We start from the raw sequence: 19,051 nt of genomic DNA, 5'->3' as shown, positions 1-19,051 counted from the left end.
GGTGATTAAAAGGAGAGGCTATGGATTTAGAAACTTTAAAAACTTTAGTCTTAGATGTTTATTAAATTGGCATTTTGCTAGTTGATTTTACATGGTAAGTTCGGAAGAACCAGTATTTTTTTTGTTTATCTATGGTTATCATAGGGCAAGTTAAATTGTTCCCAAATTATTTCCCTAACTAACCAATCTTTGATCCCAAACCCTTTTGCCTTGACCTTAGGTCAATAGGAGGAACCATCGGCTCTTGGTTTGCCTGTTTAAGTGTTGCTTTCAAGCTAGGTAAACAGTTGAGTAGTGTTAACTGTTCAGCAATAGTTGGGGTCGGTTATTGACTATATTTTGCCGTGAGCAAATTCTGAGAATTAATCAGAACTAAGTGCGCTTGAGAACGTGGAGTTATTCCCTGTTCCTGCTGCCTTTTGTCTGTCTTCCGAACCCGTCGCTGCTGCGGATTTGAGGTTCATTTATCCTTTGTCTGAGAGAGAGTAAAAAATATGCTGCACATTCATATTCTTCAGGATACGTTTTTCAAGTCTTCCACAGCTTTTTCTGAAACCCTCAATAGTGGGCAAAAATTCTTAATCAAAGCGGGAACTAAATTACCAATTAAATCTTATTTTCGCCAAAATAATCATTATTCTGTCAAGTTAGCCGCAGAACAAGGTTCAGTGGGTAAAGCGGGATTTTTCTTTGATGATCATGTACAAGTAGAAGAAATACGGGGCGTTTGGCTCACCAATGTTGACAGTGATATTCTCAAGTCTAAAGATAACTTAAAAGCTGGGTTGGAAAAACTTAAAAATTTAGGATTTAATACTCTTTATCTAGTAGTTTGGAACAAAGGCTATGTGTTTTTTCAATCACAAATTGCTGATAATGTCTTCACTGCTGATGAAGAAACCCTCAAAAAAGTCAACCTTGAAAAAGAGTTAGTCGGTAGAGATCTACTAGCAGAAATCATTGAGATTAATCAGACAGAAAAGTATAACTTTCGGATTATTGCTTGGTTTGAATATGGTTTAATGGTTCCCCCAGCTGCTCCCTTAGTTGCCCAAAAACCAGATTGGTTTATGCTTACTCATCAACAGAAAAATACCGTTGATGGTGATGGAAATTGCCGCTTAAATCCCGCTCATCCTGAAGTTAAAGATTTTTGGGTTAGTCTTATTCGTGAAGTGGTTAAAAACTATGAAATTGATGGTATTCAATTAGATGATCACTTCGCTATTCATCACGCAAAACTCTTGCCTAATGGTACTAAAAATTTTGATTTTAGTATGGGTTTTGACTCCTTTACCATCAAACTTTTTCAAGAGGAAACTGGTTCAGTTAGTCCCTTAAGTAATCCCCAATTAGCGAAATTTAAAGATTGGCGCAAGGAGAAGTTAACTCAGTTAGTGCGATTGATTTTTAAAACCATTAAAGCGGAAAAAGACGATTGTATTTTCTCCATTTCTCCCAATCCTTTAGGATTTTCGATCAATCATGCTTTAGCTGATTGGGAAGCATGGGAAAAGGAAGGATTAATTGAAGAACTGGCATTGCAAACTTATCGTGGAGATGTCCAGAGTTTTGAGAGAGAAATCGATAAATCAGAGGTAAAAGCAGCGCGGGAGCATATTCCCACCGTCATCGGTATTCTCACAGGTTTAAAACCCAGTGATAGACGAGTAAATTTCCAATTAATTCAAGCACAAACTCAGGAGACTCGTGAGCGAGATTTTGCTGGTTTTGCCTATTTTTTCTATAGTAGTTTATTAGACCATATTCCCACCACAGAAACCGTGGCTGACAGGGATAAGAAATTTGCTCAAATTCTTGCTACCGATCAATTTGTTTAATTTATTCTTTGAGATTCAAAATTATCCATAAAAGGAGCTAAATTCATGACTCAATCTTCTCTTTCCTTGCATAGCATGGCTACAAAAACTGAAAAATTTTTGCTAAATAATCCCTTCTGGTTTTTGCTATTTCTAGTCGGATTGGTGGCTTTTCTACTGCTTGCTAATATTGCCATTTTTCCCTCATTAACTCTGAGAGGAGATATCGCCCTAGATAAAATTTTCATTGGCACAATTGCTATTGTTGCGGTGGTGGAACGTAGCGTAGAATTATTTATTGCTGCTTGGCGTAATCCTCAGAAAGAGGTTTTAGAACAAGAGATTAGTCTTTTGAAAAATATTGCCCCTCGAACGGAGGAACAAGAAGCACAATTAATCTCAAAACAAAAAGAGTTACTCCAGTACATAACTCTAACCAAAAAATATGCTCTCCTCTTAAGTCTTGTCTTTGGTTTTATGGCAAGTTTTACAGGGATTCGTATTTTAGAACCTTTGGTAAATATGACGACAACAAAACCTGAGCAAATCGCTACATTCTATAAATTAGATTTAGTTTTGTCAGCCTTGGGTATTGCCACAGGAACTAAGCTATTTCATGGTTTACCCGCTTTAGTCTCTGATACGCTAAAAGCTACAAGGAGTCAAGTTAATGGTTAAGAAAAATAATTGATTGTAATGCTATTCTAAAGCTTAATTTAGAATAGCATTATTGCTGCCAAACTTTCTAGTAAAAATTGCTATGGAACAATAGTAAATTTTTGTAAAAATATGATTTTTATTAGTTCAATTGAGGTAGAGTATATTCAGAGGAATTGATCAATAAATAAACATTAAATAAACTGGAGGTATACAGATGAAATTTGGGATTGATATGGGTCATAATTGCCCACCTCATGACATTGGCGCATCGGGAGTTAGACAGGAAGATGTTGTTATTAAAGAGGTGGGTACTCGCCTAATTGCTAAATTAGCCGCAGCGGGTCATTCAGTAATTAACTGCACCCCGACCAGTGCAGTTAGTGTTAATGATTCTTTGCAAAAAAGAGCTAATAAAGCTAATAGTAATAACGTTGATATTTTTGTTTCTATTCACTTTAATGCCTTTCAACCCACCACCAAGGCAACGGGATCGGAGGTTTATGGTACCAGTCAAACTTCTCAAGCGATCGCTAAATCAGTTTTGACGGAAATTGTCAAGCTAGGATTTAAAAATAGAGGAGTAAAAAATACCCGTTTTTCTGTGTTGGTAAATACTTCAATGCCGGCGATTTCAATTGAATGTTGCTTTGTGGATTCCCAAGCAGACATGGATCTTTTTGATGCAGAAAAGATGGCAGAAGCGATTAAAGTTGGTTTAATTGGGGATGCTGATGACAACTCCACACCAGAGCCAGCTACCCTAAGAATTACTCAAAAAACTGTTCTTAAACCCTCCACAGAACAATCCTCTGAATTAGAGGCAAGTACTTTAGTTGAGATTGAACCGGGAGATTATGCGGTGTTGGATGTGCGCTTGGAAGAAAGACATTTTTGGGTGAAATGGCCTGATAAAAGTCAGGCTAATCGAGATGAACATTTCATTTTTGAGGAATTTGCCAAGATCGTGCAATAGACAGAAATTTATCGATTTATTTCTCAAAATAAAGGGAAATATATCAGCAAAATAATTGATTTTATACCGCTTACAGGAGACAGCAGTGGCTTTACTAGATGACTTAGTTCAACAATATGCTCAAGCTGATTTGTCCATAATTTTTCGAGAAGTTGACGCTACCGATAATCGGCAAGTTAACTTAACTGCAATTCCTCCCGATCATTTTAGTCATTTAAAAGAAGTTTCTCTCGCTCAATGGCTATTAGAGTCCGCCAGAGCCACCAGTAAACTAGCCGAGGAACAGAAAAACTTCGCCGGTTTAAAATGGCGCAAGGAAATGACTCCTTTTGCTACTCCTAAATCGATTAAAGTACCTTCTGAACCGGAAGCGATGGACTTTTGCTTATTCACGGATATTGACAAATTTCTGCGAGGTTATTGGAAATTTTTAACCCGTGAACCCTATAAAGGATTAGAAGAAAATACTCAAACTCCTGAAAACTTTATCGGTTTTATTCAAAGCAAAGGCTTTGCTGCCGATACAAGTTATATCAGCAAAGTGTTAAAACTTGTTCCCGAAGCGAGGACTTTACTAGCAAAAGCCAACGGAATTGTTATTCCACCACCCCCCGATACCTTACAAGTAACCAGTTTTCCCAAGGAAGTGGAAGTGGGACAAAGTTTTCGGATTGAAGGAACCGCAGCTGCTGCCGACAAAGGCAAAAAATTGACCGTTTTAATTGATAATCAATTCCCCCTAGATGATATTGAAATAGAAGAAGGAGGAGAATGGAAAGCCGAATTTGTCTTCTTACAAGCAGGCGATCGCATTGTTAAAATAGCCATTGATAATCAAAGTGTAGAAATCAAAATCAAGGCTTCTCCACCGAAGGCAACAGGTGCAGTTACCCTGAATTTAACGGGAAGTGTCGGATTAGGAGGAATCAACCGAACAGCCGATAAGATTGCGGTCAAACAGCGATTACATTCCCTCGGCTATACTTTTGTCGGTGATCCCAACAGTGCAGCCTTGAATACAGGTTTCATTCTTGCTATTAAATTATTTCAATCGATTATTGCAGGGAGAGAAACTCTAGGTGGAGATGGACGAATAGATGTGGACAATACCACTCAGAAATGGTTAGAAGCGGCCAATGCACCCCGTTGGCAAACCATGCCCGATAGTAATCCTTCTATTAGCTTAATTAATCATGAGAAAAATCAAACCAATGATGATCATGATTTTGGAACAAGTTGGTTAGCAGATGCCATCTTAGAAATTGCTGCTGACTATCATAATACATTCCGAGTTTCTAATCCTAGTAGTGCCGCTTTTTCTATTAATGATGTTAGTAAACCCACAGGAGGAGACACCCCCCAACACGCAGGCCACGAAACGGGTTTAATGTGTGATGTAAGGCTTCCGCGCACGGATGGACAACATGGCGGAATGACTTGGGAAAGTGACAATTTTGACCGAACCGCAGCACGCGCTCTGACTAAAGCCATGCGACGACAAAAACTGGTTAGTCAAGTGTTTTTTAATGATGCGACCCTGAAAGATGAAACTTTTTTGGGACAAAAACTATGCAATTTTGCTCCTGGTCATGATAACCACATTCACTTTGCTATTCGCCCTCCCGTGAGAGCTTAGTTTAATTGATTAAATAACCAGATAATTCAATAATTGAGAGGTAAAAACTATGGGAATTGTACCGACAGCACGGATGCCTAACTGTTCGATGAAAAGAATCATTATTCACTGGACGGCAGGGGGACATAAAGCATCTAGCAACGATAAATCTCATTATCATATTTCAATCGAAGATGATGGTAAGTTAGTGCGAGGAACTCACTCAATTAAAGATAATGTTTCCACCGCAGATAATGTTTATGCGGCTCATACGGCACTGTTTGGTACGGGTTCAATCGGAGTTAGCGTCTGTTGTATGAGTGGTGCGGTGGAAAAACCATTTAAAGCAGGAAGTTTTCCGATGACACAAACCCAATGGGAAACCATGGCGCAGGTAGTAGCAGAACTATGTGATTTTTACGATATTGAAGTAACAGCTAAAACCGTTTTAGGTCATGGAGAAGTAGAACGTGAGTTTCCTAATAAACCCCAACGCGGAAAATGGGATCCAATGGTTTTACCCTGGGATACATCTTTAAGTAAAAGACAGGTGGGAGATCAATTTAGAACCCTAGTCAAAACCAAATTAACGGGCGTTTCTGGTTTAGTGGAAACTCCGGCTAGTATCACAGCAGTTGTTCAAGGAAAACCCTTCCGAGAAGCGCAGATATTTAATGAAAAAAGTATCGTCAAGATTCGTCCTTTGCTAGATACTTTTAATTGGCAAATTATTACTGCCAATGATCAAGAAGTGATGGAATTAAAATTTGCTGATGGAGAAGAAGCAAAATCCTTAGGATTTTTGCTGATTGAACACAGCAATAAACCGATGGATATTACCGATGGAACTAGCCAACAAGAAATCATCAAGAAAATTGAACAATTCGGCTTTGTGAAAATAGTAGATTTGGCACAAGCACTAAATCTTTCTGTAACTTGGGATGGCACAACTCGGACAGTAACAATTGAGTAAAGATCGATAACATCAGGAGATGATTTTATGCAAACCTACACGATTAAATCGGGAGATACCCTCAGAGGAATTGCTTTAAAATTTTATGGTGATGCTTCAAAGTTTGTGGTAATTCAAGAAGCCAACGATATTGCCAATCCTAATCAAATTTCCGTGGGACAAGTTTTAGAAATTCCCGATCTTGCCGATGACAATGACAATAATCCCCTAGAAAATTTTCATCGGGCTTTTCCTAATAGTGTGCGCTGGCGATTGGCAGAAGATGGAGTGGAAATTGAAGGTAGCGGCATTGAGCGAACCAGTGGTCAACCGGCGACTGCTACTAAAATTTGGAATAATTTTTCTGATGAAATTAATCAATGGTCAAAACATTTTAATGTGCCAGCAGTAATTATTATTGCCACCATTGCCACAGAATCGAACGGAAAAGCAGACGCTATCCGCAAAGAACCGGGTTATGTATCTGATTCTATCACCCCTCATTTGATCAGTGTTGGCCTAATGCAAACATTAATTTCTACGGCCAGAGGTACATTACATAATTCAACCATCGATCGAGATGACTTAAAAAATGCCAGTATTTCTATTAAAGCAGGAACGTCATTTATTGCCGATCAACGCTTGAAAACTTTGTTAGATCCGCCCAAAGTTGCCTGTGCCCACAATGCTGGTTCTCCACCCGAAAACAAAAATTCCAACAACCGTTGGCGAATGCGTCAATTTCCCACCGGTACTTCCGCACACTGCGATCGCTTTATTAAATTCTTTAACGATGCAGTCTTTGTTTTGCAAGGAACCACCACACCTGTTAGCGTCGGCTATCAACAATTTTATCTAGCTTGATTTCCTTGGCTTTCTTGGGGTTCTGATCATCAATTCAGTTTGCAGCCCTCAAGCATCAATTTTAGTCAGTCATGTCCAGTTATCTAGTTAGAAGAAATTTGTCTTTCTATTTATTTCAAGATTTCAAGGAGTGGTAAAGCTGTGTTATTCAAGATTTTTCAGCGATTCATGATCTTTGGATTTACTTTAGTAATAATCTTATTTTTTCAAGCAAAAATCCAAGCTCAAACCGTTTGTCAAATAGTACCGACTTCTCAGATTTCTTCTATCGATCAGGCTAAATGTTTATTGCGTCAACCCAAGATTTTTGGGAATGTAGGACCAACTTTAACCAGTTTACCTGCTCCGTTCGATCAACTCTTAACTAGACCCACCATCGATATCAGTAAAGAGCAATTAAGACGATATCTACAAGCTCAAGGAATTAACGAAGCAAACATTGGCGGTTCATTAGATAACCCTGTCTCACGAACCAATAATAATAATCCCAGTGCAGAATTGGCTCGTTATTTTATTATTCATGATACCAGTACCCCTAATTTTGTAAATGATCCCTTTCCCAATAATATTAATGAAGCTAGTTGGAGGTTTAACAACTTCAATCAATATGGTAGTGGCGACAATTCTCCCGCCCATATCATTATTAATCGAGTGGGAGATTCCGTCACTCGTAAGGATTTTAATATCCCTTGGCGTTCTACAAAACGAGAATCGGATCAATTTTGTGGGGTGAATAAATGTAAGGGTTTATTCTTAGCAGTTGAATTAGTTCAACCTAGAAGATGTCAACCAAATGCTGGTCAAATACAGTGTTCTCCACCCAGAAAAAATGATGCTAAATCGCCCGATCCCGGGTTTACCAAAGCCCAATTAGATCGCCTAGCAGTTGTTTATGTTGCGGCCAGTGTACGGCGCGGAAAATGGTTAATTCCTGCTTTTCATGTTGTTCTTGATCAAATCGTACAGGGTGGACATGATGACCCCCAGAATTTTAACCTAGACCAGTGGTCAAAACAACTCAATGACATTTTAACTGAAATTCGTTCTTAGGAGTTAATTATGAACAAATATTTGCAACGCTTACTATTAATTATCGCAGGGATTTATCTAGTTATTATGAGCAGCTTTGTCTCTCCTGCATTTGCACAATTTAGCTATACTTCCCCTACTCAAAAGGATAAATTTGTTCCTGTCCTAATTGCCCTAACTGAATCTCAAATTATCTTTGATTTTCCTGAACCGACAGAAGGTGTTAAAGATAAAAAATTGACCCTATTTTCTACTTTCTACTTTGTTCATCAAGCTCAAGTGAGTAGTGCGACCGATGCCATTGCCTTAAAAAATTCCAGTGGTACTTCTTTAGGCGTTAAACTGTCTAAAAAAGACTGGTGTACTGCCGCTTTAGAAGGCACTGTACAAGTTAAAACGGATAGCAATACCCTTAAAACCTTTAACTTTGCCACAACCGGAACAACCGCTCAAACCAATTGTAAACCCTTTTTTCCGAGCTTAAAAGAGGCCATTATCCGAGCCATGAATCGCTCTTTATTTGCCCCAGCTAAAGGATCTTTTGGAGATGGTTCAGGAGACTTTATCTTAGTTCCTTATCGTACCATTGCTGTTGATAAAACCGTGATCCCTTTAGGAACAGTTATTTATATTCCTGATGCAAGAGGAAAAGAAGTCATTTTGCCTTCGGGAAAAAAAGTGAAGCATGATGGTTATTTCTTTGCGGCGGATGTGGGGAGTGCAATTAAAGGAAATAAGATTGATACTTTTTTGGGAATTACTAATAAAAATCCCTTCTCCCATGTTAAGAGTGATCCTAGCAAAACCTTCACTGCCTTTGTGATTACTGATACCCGGATTAAAAGTGCTTTAAATACACTGCACAAATCCTAATCGTTCAATCGTTCTTTATTTTCTCAAGGAGACTTTATATCATGGCTGACAAAACCCTAAAAGCTTTAGTGAATACCGTCATCAAGGCTTTACCTCAAGATAGCAGTACCTTAACAGATTCCCAAAAATTTCCCTTAGCAAAAGGGGATACCCTAGCCATCAAACAATATCGATCCGCTCCTAATAATCACTGGGAAATTCAATTAGAAACGCCTCGTGATGGTATGACTACTTGGTTTGCTTTTATTTCTCATGTCGAAATTTTTGTCGATCAAAATTTTAAGCAAAACTTAGTTAATATTGCTACTCAAGAATGGGAATTTTTTAAAAAAGGGAAAAGAAAAGAACGAGAAGATGGGTTTTGGCAACGCATTGTTACCTATTGGAAAGAAGCTCTAAATCGTAACGATATTGACACTCGTTTTGATGTGGGTAACGTACCTTGGTCAGCAGCATTTATTTCTTGGATCATGACAAAAGCAGGTGCGGCCGATAAATTTAAGCGAGATGCGAGTCATTCAGTTTATATTCGAGATAGTGTTAAAAAACGCAAAGATCAAGTCATTAATGCTCCTTTTGTGGCTTTTAAAATTGATGAAGTAACTCCAGAAATTGGTGATTTAGTTTGCGCTCCTCGTCAATCAGGAGTTACTTATGATACCACTGACAATTATATTTCTCATTGTGATTTGGTAGTAGCAAAAAGAACGAATGAAATTGATATTATTGGAGGAAATGTCAGCGATTCAGTTACCCAAAAGACCCTAAAACTTGATACCAATGGTAAAGTAAAGGACACTACTCGACCTTGGTTTGTTGTCATTAAGAATTTGCTTTAATACTTTTCCTATCCTTTCCTAATCTCTTTCAAGGACAAAACTATGGCAACTTTACAAGACATTGTTAACGATAACAAAACTCTGACCCGTTCCCAGCTAAAAGCGGATCAAGGGTTAGTAAGAGAAATTCAAACTAAACTCGCTAACCTAGGATTATATCCCGGTGGACAATGGATTGATGGTGATTTAGGCACTGGAGATACTTTTACTTGGCGAGGACTCAAAGAATTTTGTCAAGCCTTGGATTTATCTGGACTTCCTTCTGACACAGTGGCAATGAATCCCAATATTGCTACTAATTTACTTGACACAAAACAGCTACCTTTTATCTTAGATCAAGCCAAAGATACTAAATTTATACTTAACAAATTAACCACCATCCAAGATAATTCAATCGCACCGGTCAATATTGGGGTAACTCAGTCATTCGTCGCTAGAACACTGCGGAATTCGCCTTTTGCGATGGAAGTGGACGACTATCCTGAACACTTAAAACAGAAACCAGACGGGACTAATTTAGTTTCCTACGGAACTAATTTTACTCTCGTAGGATCAGGGAAAACTATTACTTTTAGCGATTATCCCCAACGGAAAAACTTACCCAATATTGACACAAATGGCTTAAATTTTCTGGCCAGTAACATCTCTCATGCCTGTGTATGTGTGGGAAGTTTTGGCGATGGCAGCAGTCCAATCAAAACCCATTGGTTAGGGAAAGATGCCTTTAATCCAGAACAATTACTCAGTGCCACTAAATTCATTGGAGTTCTTAACGCAATTGAACAAATTAATGGGAAATTCCCTACAGTTGATGTTGATAATTGTGTGATTGAACCAGCTAATTCTCCCAAACCTAAATTTTTTGATCTGGTGGTTGATATGGTTTCCTATAGAAAAGATGCTGATGGTTCTCTGGGACGCTCGAATCAAATTGGAGCCTTGTTTAAACGCTTTACTAAACGAGAGGATTTGGAAGCTTGGCTAAAAGCTCAAACGGGAAATACCAGTTGTAAATTTACTGGGGGATATTTTAATCCTTCTCTGATTCAAGATCCAATTATCAAAGATTTAAGTAGCAGTGCTACCGTCTTAAGATCACCAGTAGATAATACCACAGGAACAAATGATGTATCGACTTATGATTTAGTGCGTTTAATTACGATGTTAGGATGGCATCTACATTTAACTACTAATACTCGTTTTATCGGCAGTCAATGGAATAGTTTAGAAACCGTTGTTCGTGCTATGGGAACCGATGCAGCACGATATATTGATGTTGCTTTAGAAACTTTAGGTGTGATAAATGTGATTAGTCAACCTGTGGTAATTTCTAAAGTTGGCTTCGGTCCTAGTTCCTTTGCTTATGTAGCTTTCGTCAAATTTGTTGATAATCGTGTGCAACCAGCTAAACTGAGAACTTTCTCCTTAGCTCTTCGTACTCCCAACGGTTCCGACAGGGAAAGAGATACCAATTTAGCCGCCGCTGTCACCGAAATTGTCCGCCGCATTTTAACCGAAGAATTGGCTTAATTTGCTTTGGTCATAACTAAAAACAAAAACTTGTAAAATCAATAGTGAGGTCTTAAAAATGAACCTAGGAACCCTTCTCGAAATTATTGTTCCTCTAATCTTTATCTACTTAGCTTCCAGCCTTATTGTCTGCGAATTACAGGAACAATTGGCCGCCTTATTAGAATTTCGGGCTAGAAATTTAAAAAAAGCTCTGGAAATATTCTTGGGGAAAAATACGGTGGAATCTTTGTACAATAATGACTCTTTATTATCAAGTTTCAATCAATATACTTAAAAGAACAAAATGACTGGTTATAAGCTGTCTTTAGCTGGCTAATGAGAGGAGTAGCCGTGGCGATGAGTGCGTCTTTTTGGTTTGATGTTTTAGGGAAGTTTGTCAATGTGCGTAATACTGGTAAACCCATTACCGATTTTTAATCAATCCTCAAACCAGTCCTTTCTCAGATTATTTCTAGTAATTTCTTGTCTTTTTGTCTTTTATTGCCTATAATTTTCTTAATCCTCACTTTTCTGGTTAACAAGGAGAATACAATCATGCAACCTCTCAAATTTTCTATTATCCAAGAAATCAAACATCAAGGAATTTGTGATGCTTCTGCAGCCACTGCTTTAGGAGAAAATAAATTTGTTGTTGGTAATGATGAGGCGGATCCAGAATTAGGTAATATTCTCTGGATTTATTCCTCTCAAGAGTCGGGAAAAGCACTGGAAACAATTGACATTAATAGTTGGCTGAAAAAAAATCCTAAAAATAAAGAAATCGACTTGGAGGGGGTAACTGTGCTAAATGACATAATCTATTGGATTACTTCCCATGGCCGCAATAAAAATGCTGAACGAAAACTCCCTCGTCATCAATTTTTTGCTAGTAAAATTACCGATGACGGCTCTAGTATAGTTCAAGTGGGTGAGTCTTATACTCAGTTAGTCTTGCGCGATATTATCGAAGACTCTCAATTGGCTAAAATATTTGATTTCAAAACAGCAGAAACCAAAGCTCCCAAAGCTAAAGGTGGATTAAATATTGAAGGTTTAACGGCAACTCCAGACGGAAATATCTTAATCGGTTTTCGTAATCCTATACCAAACGATAAAGCTCTTTTATTAACTCTAAAAAATCCTCAAAGTTTAGTTATTAATTCCACCAATGCTCGGGCTGAATTTGGTGATCCTATCTTGTTAGATTTGGGAGGATTAGGAATTCGTAGCATTGAATTTTGGCCAGCTTTAGAAGTATATTTAATTATTGCTGGAGAATTTCATGGAGGCGATCAATTTGTTTTCTATACTTGGTCAGGAAAAAAAGAAGATGCCCCAGAAAAGATAGAATCACTGCAATTCCCTGACGGGTTTCGTCCAGAAGCTTTGTTGTTTTATCCCCATTTCCAAGATCGCTTTCAGATTTTAAGCGATGATGGTACAATCGAGCGAGTTGGTAATACTCCCTGTAAAGATATTATCGATAAAAATAATTCCGAAAAATATTTCCGCAGTATTTGGGTAAAAGTTAATTAATACCAATTCTCACCCATAAAAACTACAGATCGAATTATCGAATTTAAGTTCCCCTTTTTAAGGGAGACGAAGGTAGGGAGATCAAACTCTTGTAGCCAGATTTTGGAGAATTGATATAATTAGACATCCCTCTTAGTGGAACCTCAACAAAACCTAGAATAAAAATAGCTTTCAAACCATGTAGGGATAAGCTTTAAGCTCAAAAAAACCATTGATCACGTCTTCTCAATGGTTTTTTATCCTAGAAGCTCTATTAACCTTTTTCTCTTGTCCAGAGGACTTCTGGGTTCGCAAAGGGACAAAAAAGTGTGGAGAACTCTCCCATAATCGCTACAATTTTTCTAGAGGCTAAGTATTGCCCTCATTTAAGTTCTTTTGTACTTATTAAAAACGATGAAAATTCTTCACGGTACTTGGATTCCTCAATCAACGGATGAATTTATTCAGAAGGGTAGCTTTTATCTTTGGGGAGAAACTAGCACCCCGAAAAAGAGTCGCACCACTGCTGATAATTATCATCCTTTTCAGTTAAGCAAAGAAGAATTAACTAGCTTTCTCACCGGAGAGTTAGGAATAGTTCAATCGAATTATAATCCTCTTAGTCGGCAATTTGCCCCCCGCTACTTTCTTTTACCTAGTCACGACAATCAACCTTTACCCTCCTTAGAATTACTGCGTTATCTAGAAAAAGAGCCCCCAGAAAATAGCCAATGGCAATCTTGGCAAATTGATTGTTATCCCCTTAATCCCGTCCTTAAACTGCTCAATGATCTGCACTTTATCTGTCTTTACAAATCCTCAGAGATTCAGTTAGGTGCAGATCTACTTTTTTGGTATCACTACAGTCAAGCTTTTAAAGAAATAATTCTCAAAGATAACTATATTCCTGCTTTTAAATATCGAGAATTAGCCACAAAGAACAAGAAAAACGCTAACTTTGCCATCTATCCTCTCTGGGAAATTATATCAGCAACCTACGAAACCAATCTCGATCGCTATCTCGAATATCTTCCCCGCATTTGTCTTGCTGGTGCTGAAAATCCCCATGCTTCACCACAATTATACGATCCCAAAACCCTACTGCGGCACTTCTCCGAATGTCTCCTCAATGAAATTGTCACTAATACGGCAATTCCTGCCAGTTTTGACAAAAAAATTGGCGAGACAATTATAGGTGACTGCCTCTCTGTGACTAAAGCTGCTGGATTTCTGCAAACTGCCGCTGCCTTAGAAAAATATCAACAGTGGCAAACTTGGAGACAGCAATTACTAGGAGACCAAAATATATCTAGTTTTAGCCTTGGTTTTAAACTAACGGAAGCACCAGAAGATAATATTGAACAGTGGCAAATTACCTTTATCCTTATCTCTAAACAAGACCCCTCCCTGCGATTAGAATTAGACGAATATTGGTATGCAGTCCCCGAAATTATAACAAGCATACAAGCGCATTTTGGTCAAGATTTAGATAAAAATATTTTACTAAGTTTGGGTTATGCTGCCCGTATTTATCCCCCCATTTGGCAAGGATTAGAAACGGATAAACCGACGGGATTTTCTCTCAACCTTACAGAAGCTTTTACTTTCTTAAAAGAAACTGCTTGGATTTTAGAAGATGCGGGATATAAGGTAATTATTCCCGCTTGGTGGACTCCCCAAGGTCGTCAACGCGCCAAAGTTCGGCTAAAAACTACTTCTAAATCGGGCAAATCTACCCCCGTTAGTAAAGGGATTTTTAGCCTCGAAAACATTATTGAATATCAATATGAACTAGCCATCGGTGAAGAAACTATTAGTCAAGAGGAATGGCAACAATTAATTAATACCAAAACACCCCTAGTTAAATTTCGAGGTCAATGGGTAGAATTAGAACAAAATAAAATGCAGCAAATGCTGGATTTTTGGCAGAAATATCAGCAGGAAAATCCTGAGATAAATCTGATTGAATTAATGAAAAAAGCTGCCGAATCCCCAGAGGAGATTATTGTTGAAACCGATGAATTTTTGGGTTCTATGCTAGAGAAATTACAAAATCCTAGTCAACTAGAACCGATCGAAAATCCTCCCCAATTACAAGGAACGCTGCGGGAGTATCAAAAGCGCGGAGTTGCCTGGATTCAATACCTGGAACAATTGGGTTTAAATGGTTGTCTTGCTGACGATATGGGATTAGGAAAAACCCTACAGGTAATTGCTAGATTGATTGGGGAAAGAGAGGGAGATAATAAGGTTTTACCAACTCTGCTAGTCGCACCCACTTCTGTGGTGGGAAATTGGGCAAAAGAAATTGAAAAATTTGCCCCCCATCTTCAGGTTTTAATTCACCATGGTAGTAAGCGCTATCAAGATGAGAGCGAATTTCAGACAGTAGCTAGTCACAAGGATATCGTCATTACTTCTTTTACCTTAGTTCGCAAGGATTTGAAATTATTTAACTCGCAATCTTGGCAACGTTTGGTAATTGATGAAGCACAAAATATCAAAAATCCTAAATCGGCACAAACTAAAGCAATCTTGAGTTTATCTGCACAACATCGTCTCGCATTAACGGGAACTCCAGTAGAAAATAGACTGCTTGATTTATGGTCAATTTTTAACTTCCTTAACCCCGGTTATTTAGGTAAAGAAACTCAATTTCGTAAAGCTTTTGAAGTGCCAATCCAAAAACAAAATGATCGTCTCCAGTCCACGGTTCTCAAAAAATTAGTGGAACCTTTTATTCTGCGTCGGGTAAAAACCGATAAGCAGATAATTAAAGATTTGCCTGACAAAGTGGAACACAAACAGTATTGTAATTTAACTAAAGAACAAGCTTCTCTCTACGAAGTTGTCATCAAAGAAGTGGAAAAACAATTAGAAGAAGCGGAGGGAATAAAACGCAAAGGATTAATTTTATCTACCCTGATGCGCTTGAAACAAATTTGTAATCACCCGCGTCAATTTTTACAGGATAACAGTGCTTTTACTCCTGAGCGATCGCATAAGTTAGAGCGTTTGGGAGAAATGCTAGAAGAAGTAATTTTAGAGGGAGATAGTCTGCTAATTTTCACTCAATTTACTGAAATCGGTGACTCCTTACAAAAGTACCTCAAACAAACTTTTCGCTATAATACCTATTATCTTCACGGGGGGACTTCTCAACCAAAACGAGAACAAATGATCGAAGAATTTCAACATCCCGAAACAGAACCTTCCGTATTTATTTTATCCCTAAAAGCTGGGGGAGTGGGGATTACTTTAACCAAAGCAAATCATGTTTTTCATTTTGATCGTTGGTGGAATCCTGCGGTGGAAAATCAAGCAACTGATCGCGCTTTTAGAATTGGTCAACAAAAAAATGTTTTCGTGCATAAATTTGTCACTTTGGGAACCTTAGAGGAAAGAATTGATGAAATGATCGAGGAAAAGAAAAAGGTAGCTAATGCTATTGTTAGTAATGATGAATCCTGGTTAACGGAATTAGATAACGAAAGTTTTCGTCAGTTAATCGCATTGAATAAACAGACTATTATTTAATCGAGGCAAACCTATGAATAAATTCAGTAAAACTTGGTGGGGACAACGCTTTATAGAAGCATTAGAAGAATTTACCGACTCAGCACGCTTGAGTCGAGGACGTTCCTACGCTAAAAATGATAAAGTCAAGAATTACAAAATTGACGGTAATTTAATTACTGCTCAGGTGCGAGGTTCCATTAATCCCTACTTTGGGGTTTACAAAGAACCTTTGTATAAGGTGAGTATCGAGATTAAACCAATTACTAAAGCAGAGTGGTCACAAGCTTTATATAATCTTGGTTCAAGAGCGAGTATGATCTCTAAACTGCTGCTCAAAGAAGTTCCCGATAATATTGATGAAGCATTTAGCGATCTGAATCTCCACTTATTACCCCACAATCAAAAGGATTTTATCACCAATTGTTCCTGTCCCGATTGGGAAAATCCCTGTAAACATATTGCCGGAGTTTATTACCTCGTTGCCTCCCAATTAGATCAGGATCCTTTCCTCTTATTTGAATTACGGGGTATCTCTCGTCAAAAATTACTGCAAGAGTTAGCAAAAACTCCTCTCGGTAAGTTGCTTTCCTCCTCCATCCAAGAGGAAAAAATTCCTCTTAACCCCGGGACTTCCTATCACACTAAACCCGAAACCATACCGGCATCAGAAACAATTGATCTCAAAGAATTTTGGCACTCTCATCACCGTTTACCAGAAAATCCTCAGTTAGTTAAATCCGCAACTATTCCCGCAATTGTCATTAAAAAAGCTGGTGATTATCCTGCATTTTGGGATAAGGATACCTCCTTTATCGAGGTAATGGAAGAAATGTATCAACGGGTACGCAATAAAAATGCAGGGATACTTTAAAAAAATATAAGTTTTCCTTTTGGGGAGTCAGCAGTCAGTCCCGATGTCAAATTAGGTTACACTTTATCTGGATCAGAAACGCTGTAGCTAAATTGCTGACTTTTTGACTTAGGTATCTATCCATAGGAGGGTAGATTAGAATAAACAGGTCAACAACTGACAGTAATTGAAAATCTACCCCTAACCTGTTAGTATTGTTATGAGACTGGACATAAGAGAGATACAATGGAATCCTTAATTATTGAAAATTTTCTGATTATTAAGTATGCGGAAATAGAGATAAAAAAAATTAATGTTATCATCGGTGAACAGTCCACTGGTAAAAGTATTATTGCTAAATTAGTTTTTTTATTTCAGACATTTTTGTTTTATCAAGTTAAATTATTAGTCACTAATCTTCAAGATCAGCAAGGACTCAAAAGGCACCTACAGAAGCGATTTGAGGAATTATTTCCTAAATACGCATGGAAAGAACAAGTATTTAAAATAGTTTATCGTTTGGATGACATGAACTTTTTGATTGAAAGATATAAGGACAAATCTGGCTATTTTAAACTACAATTTACCTATTCAGATGATTTTAAAAAGTTTTACAATACAACAATTAGACAAGTGAGTAAAATTGCCAAAAGCAATAACAATATAGTCACTCAAGATATTTATTCAGATATGAATGATTGTGTGGTCAAAAATATTGCTGATTTTTTTCAAGGCAATGAAAAAAATTTTTCTACAAAGATTTTATTTGTACCAGCTAGTCGCACTCTGTTTGTTAAATACTTTACCAATAATATTTTTGCCTTTTTGGCCAATAATTTTGATCTTGATCCTCTGATTATCAACTTTGGCTCTAATTATGAAAATGCTCAACGCCTATACAGAATAATTAATGAATCAGAAAGTTTATTCCAAGATAAAAAAGATGATAAAAAACTTTATAATCAAATTAAATTAATTAGCGAAAAGATTCTATCAGGCAGCTATGCGCGCGTGAAAGATCAAGATTGGCTTTTTCATGCCGATGGGAGAAAGATTAACTTAATTGATGCTTCAAGCGGACAGCAAGAAGCTTTACCAATGTTATTAATTCTCTTAGTTTTCTCGTTTTTTCCTGATTCCGAATCCAACCAATTTTTTATTGAGGAACCTGAAACCCATCTTTTTCCCTCCGCTCAAAGAGATATGGTAGAACTATTTACCTTGCTTTATGCTAATAAAAATTGTCGTTTCTTTCTCACTACCCATAGTCCCTACATTCTCACAGCTTTGAATAATAAAATCATGGCAGCTAAAGTTGAGCCTGTCAAAGCACAAAAATCTTTAGGTTATAAAAATACTATTCAATTTCAAGATGTGTCAGCCTACACAATTAGCAACGGACAAACTCAAAGTATCTTAGATACAGAGGTGAACTTGATTGGTATCAATAACCTCGATGCTGTCTCCGATGAACTTAGTCAAGAGTTTGAAGAAATTTTAGAAAGAAAGGCTCAACAATAATGGATATTAGTCACTGTTCTGAATGCAATAATAATAAAATAGTCAAAGTTAAAGAAAATGGGAAAGAATTCATCGTCAACAATAATAGTCAGAAATTAGTTACTAAGATAAAAATAGATAATTGTTTAATCATCGAGGGGAAAAGATGCGACTGGCTTTTAGAAATTGATGATCCCTGTAGCTTGGCTCTTTATATTGAACTCAAGGGTAAAAATATTGAACAAGCTTATGATCAATTATTGTCAACTCTAAATCATTCTTACTTACAAGAAAGACATAAAAAATCTAAAAAAGAATGCTATATTGTCGCTTCTAGAGTACCAAAAGCTGGAACCAATGTTCAGGTTTATCAAGCGAGATTAAAACAAGCTCATCCCGAAGTTAGTTTAAAAGTCAGGTCGATGAAAGCTGAAATCACTATTTAGGTTTTTCCCTCAGAAAAAAGCTGAACTAATTATTCCTGTCCCGATTGACAAAATCCCTGTAAATATATTGCTGGAGTTTATTAC

Annotated in this window: 16 protein-coding genes; all 16 read left to right on the top strand. The window is 37.5% G+C overall.

Annotated elements, in window-relative coordinates:
- Positions 1 to 494 precede the first annotated feature (494 nt).
- Positions 495 to 1,841 carry a glycoside hydrolase family 10-like protein gene (locus tag LW728_RS10760; RefSeq protein WP_287766653.1) on the top strand — a complete coding sequence of 449 codons (1,347 nt, stop codon included), beginning with the start codon at positions 495 to 497 and terminating at the stop codon, positions 1,839 to 1,841.
- 45 nt (positions 1,842 to 1,886) lie between these two features.
- Positions 1,887 to 2,498: a hypothetical protein gene (locus LW728_RS10755; RefSeq protein ID WP_287766651.1), complete on the top strand. Its 612-nt coding sequence runs from the start codon at positions 1,887 to 1,889 to the stop codon at positions 2,496 to 2,498.
- 196 nt (positions 2,499 to 2,694) lie between these two features.
- Positions 2,695 to 3,453, top strand: a complete 759-nt coding sequence (locus tag LW728_RS10750; protein WP_287766649.1) for an N-acetylmuramoyl-L-alanine amidase — start codon at positions 2,695 to 2,697, stop codon at positions 3,451 to 3,453.
- An 85-nt stretch (positions 3,454 to 3,538) separates the two neighbouring features.
- On the top strand, positions 3,539 to 5,089 hold the full coding sequence (locus LW728_RS10745; RefSeq protein ID WP_287766647.1) for a glucosaminidase domain-containing protein: 1,551 nt from the start codon (positions 3,539 to 3,541) through the stop codon (positions 5,087 to 5,089).
- Between the two features lie 49 nt (positions 5,090 to 5,138).
- The gene (locus tag LW728_RS10740; protein ID WP_287766646.1) at positions 5,139 to 6,041 is read left to right on the top strand and encodes an N-acetylmuramoyl-L-alanine amidase; all 903 of its coding nucleotides are present in this window, start codon (positions 5,139 to 5,141) and stop codon (positions 6,039 to 6,041) included.
- A gap of 27 nt (positions 6,042 to 6,068) precedes the next feature.
- Positions 6,069 to 6,884 (top strand): LysM peptidoglycan-binding domain-containing protein, encoded by an 816-nt coding sequence (locus LW728_RS10735; protein WP_287766645.1) that lies wholly within the window; start codon positions 6,069 to 6,071, stop codon positions 6,882 to 6,884.
- A gap of 141 nt (positions 6,885 to 7,025) precedes the next feature.
- Positions 7,026 to 7,934: a hypothetical protein gene (locus LW728_RS10730; protein WP_287766644.1), complete on the top strand. Its 909-nt coding sequence runs from the start codon at positions 7,026 to 7,028 to the stop codon at positions 7,932 to 7,934.
- A 9-nt stretch (positions 7,935 to 7,943) separates the two neighbouring features.
- Positions 7,944 to 8,786 carry a 3D domain-containing protein gene (locus tag LW728_RS10725; RefSeq protein WP_287709766.1) on the top strand — a complete coding sequence of 281 codons (843 nt, stop codon included), beginning with the start codon at positions 7,944 to 7,946 and terminating at the stop codon, positions 8,784 to 8,786.
- Between the two features lie 41 nt (positions 8,787 to 8,827).
- Positions 8,828 to 9,625 (top strand): DUF2272 domain-containing protein, encoded by a 798-nt coding sequence (locus LW728_RS10720; RefSeq protein ID WP_002802714.1) that lies wholly within the window; start codon positions 8,828 to 8,830, stop codon positions 9,623 to 9,625.
- A gap of 42 nt (positions 9,626 to 9,667) precedes the next feature.
- Positions 9,668 to 11,155, top strand: a complete 1,488-nt coding sequence (locus LW728_RS10715) for a hypothetical protein (RefSeq protein WP_287709765.1) — start codon at positions 9,668 to 9,670, stop codon at positions 11,153 to 11,155.
- Between the two features lie 58 nt (positions 11,156 to 11,213).
- The gene (locus LW728_RS10710; protein WP_287709764.1) at positions 11,214 to 11,432 is read left to right on the top strand and encodes a hypothetical protein; all 219 of its coding nucleotides are present in this window, start codon (positions 11,214 to 11,216) and stop codon (positions 11,430 to 11,432) included.
- A 260-nt stretch (positions 11,433 to 11,692) separates the two neighbouring features.
- Positions 11,693 to 12,673, top strand: coding sequence for a DUF3616 domain-containing protein (locus LW728_RS10705; RefSeq protein ID WP_287709763.1), 981 nt, complete (start codon positions 11,693 to 11,695; stop codon positions 12,671 to 12,673).
- 393 nt (positions 12,674 to 13,066) lie between these two features.
- On the top strand, positions 13,067 to 16,189 hold the full coding sequence (locus LW728_RS10700; protein ID WP_287709762.1) for a DEAD/DEAH box helicase: 3,123 nt from the start codon (positions 13,067 to 13,069) through the stop codon (positions 16,187 to 16,189).
- A gap of 13 nt (positions 16,190 to 16,202) precedes the next feature.
- On the top strand, positions 16,203 to 17,042 hold the full coding sequence (locus LW728_RS10695) for an SWIM zinc finger family protein (protein WP_002802709.1): 840 nt from the start codon (positions 16,203 to 16,205) through the stop codon (positions 17,040 to 17,042).
- 225 nt (positions 17,043 to 17,267) lie between these two features.
- The gene (locus LW728_RS10690) at positions 17,268 to 18,542 is read left to right on the top strand and encodes an AAA family ATPase (protein WP_287766642.1); all 1,275 of its coding nucleotides are present in this window, start codon (positions 17,268 to 17,270) and stop codon (positions 18,540 to 18,542) included.
- Positions 18,542 to 18,967: a hypothetical protein gene (locus tag LW728_RS10685; protein ID WP_287670147.1), complete on the top strand. Its 426-nt coding sequence runs from the start codon at positions 18,542 to 18,544 to the stop codon at positions 18,965 to 18,967. The genes LW728_RS10690 and LW728_RS10685 overlap by 1 nt, the downstream gene beginning before the upstream one ends.
- Positions 18,968 to 19,051: the final 84 nt, after the last annotated feature.

It is taken from the genome of Microcystis sp. 49638_E5 (genome assembly GCF_021300285.1).
Classification (GTDB): domain Bacteria; phylum Cyanobacteriota; class Cyanobacteriia; order Cyanobacteriales; family Microcystaceae; genus Microcystis; species Microcystis aeruginosa_C.
Note: the sequence above shows the minus strand (reverse complement) of the source record. Positions and strands in the feature narration are given on the sequence as shown.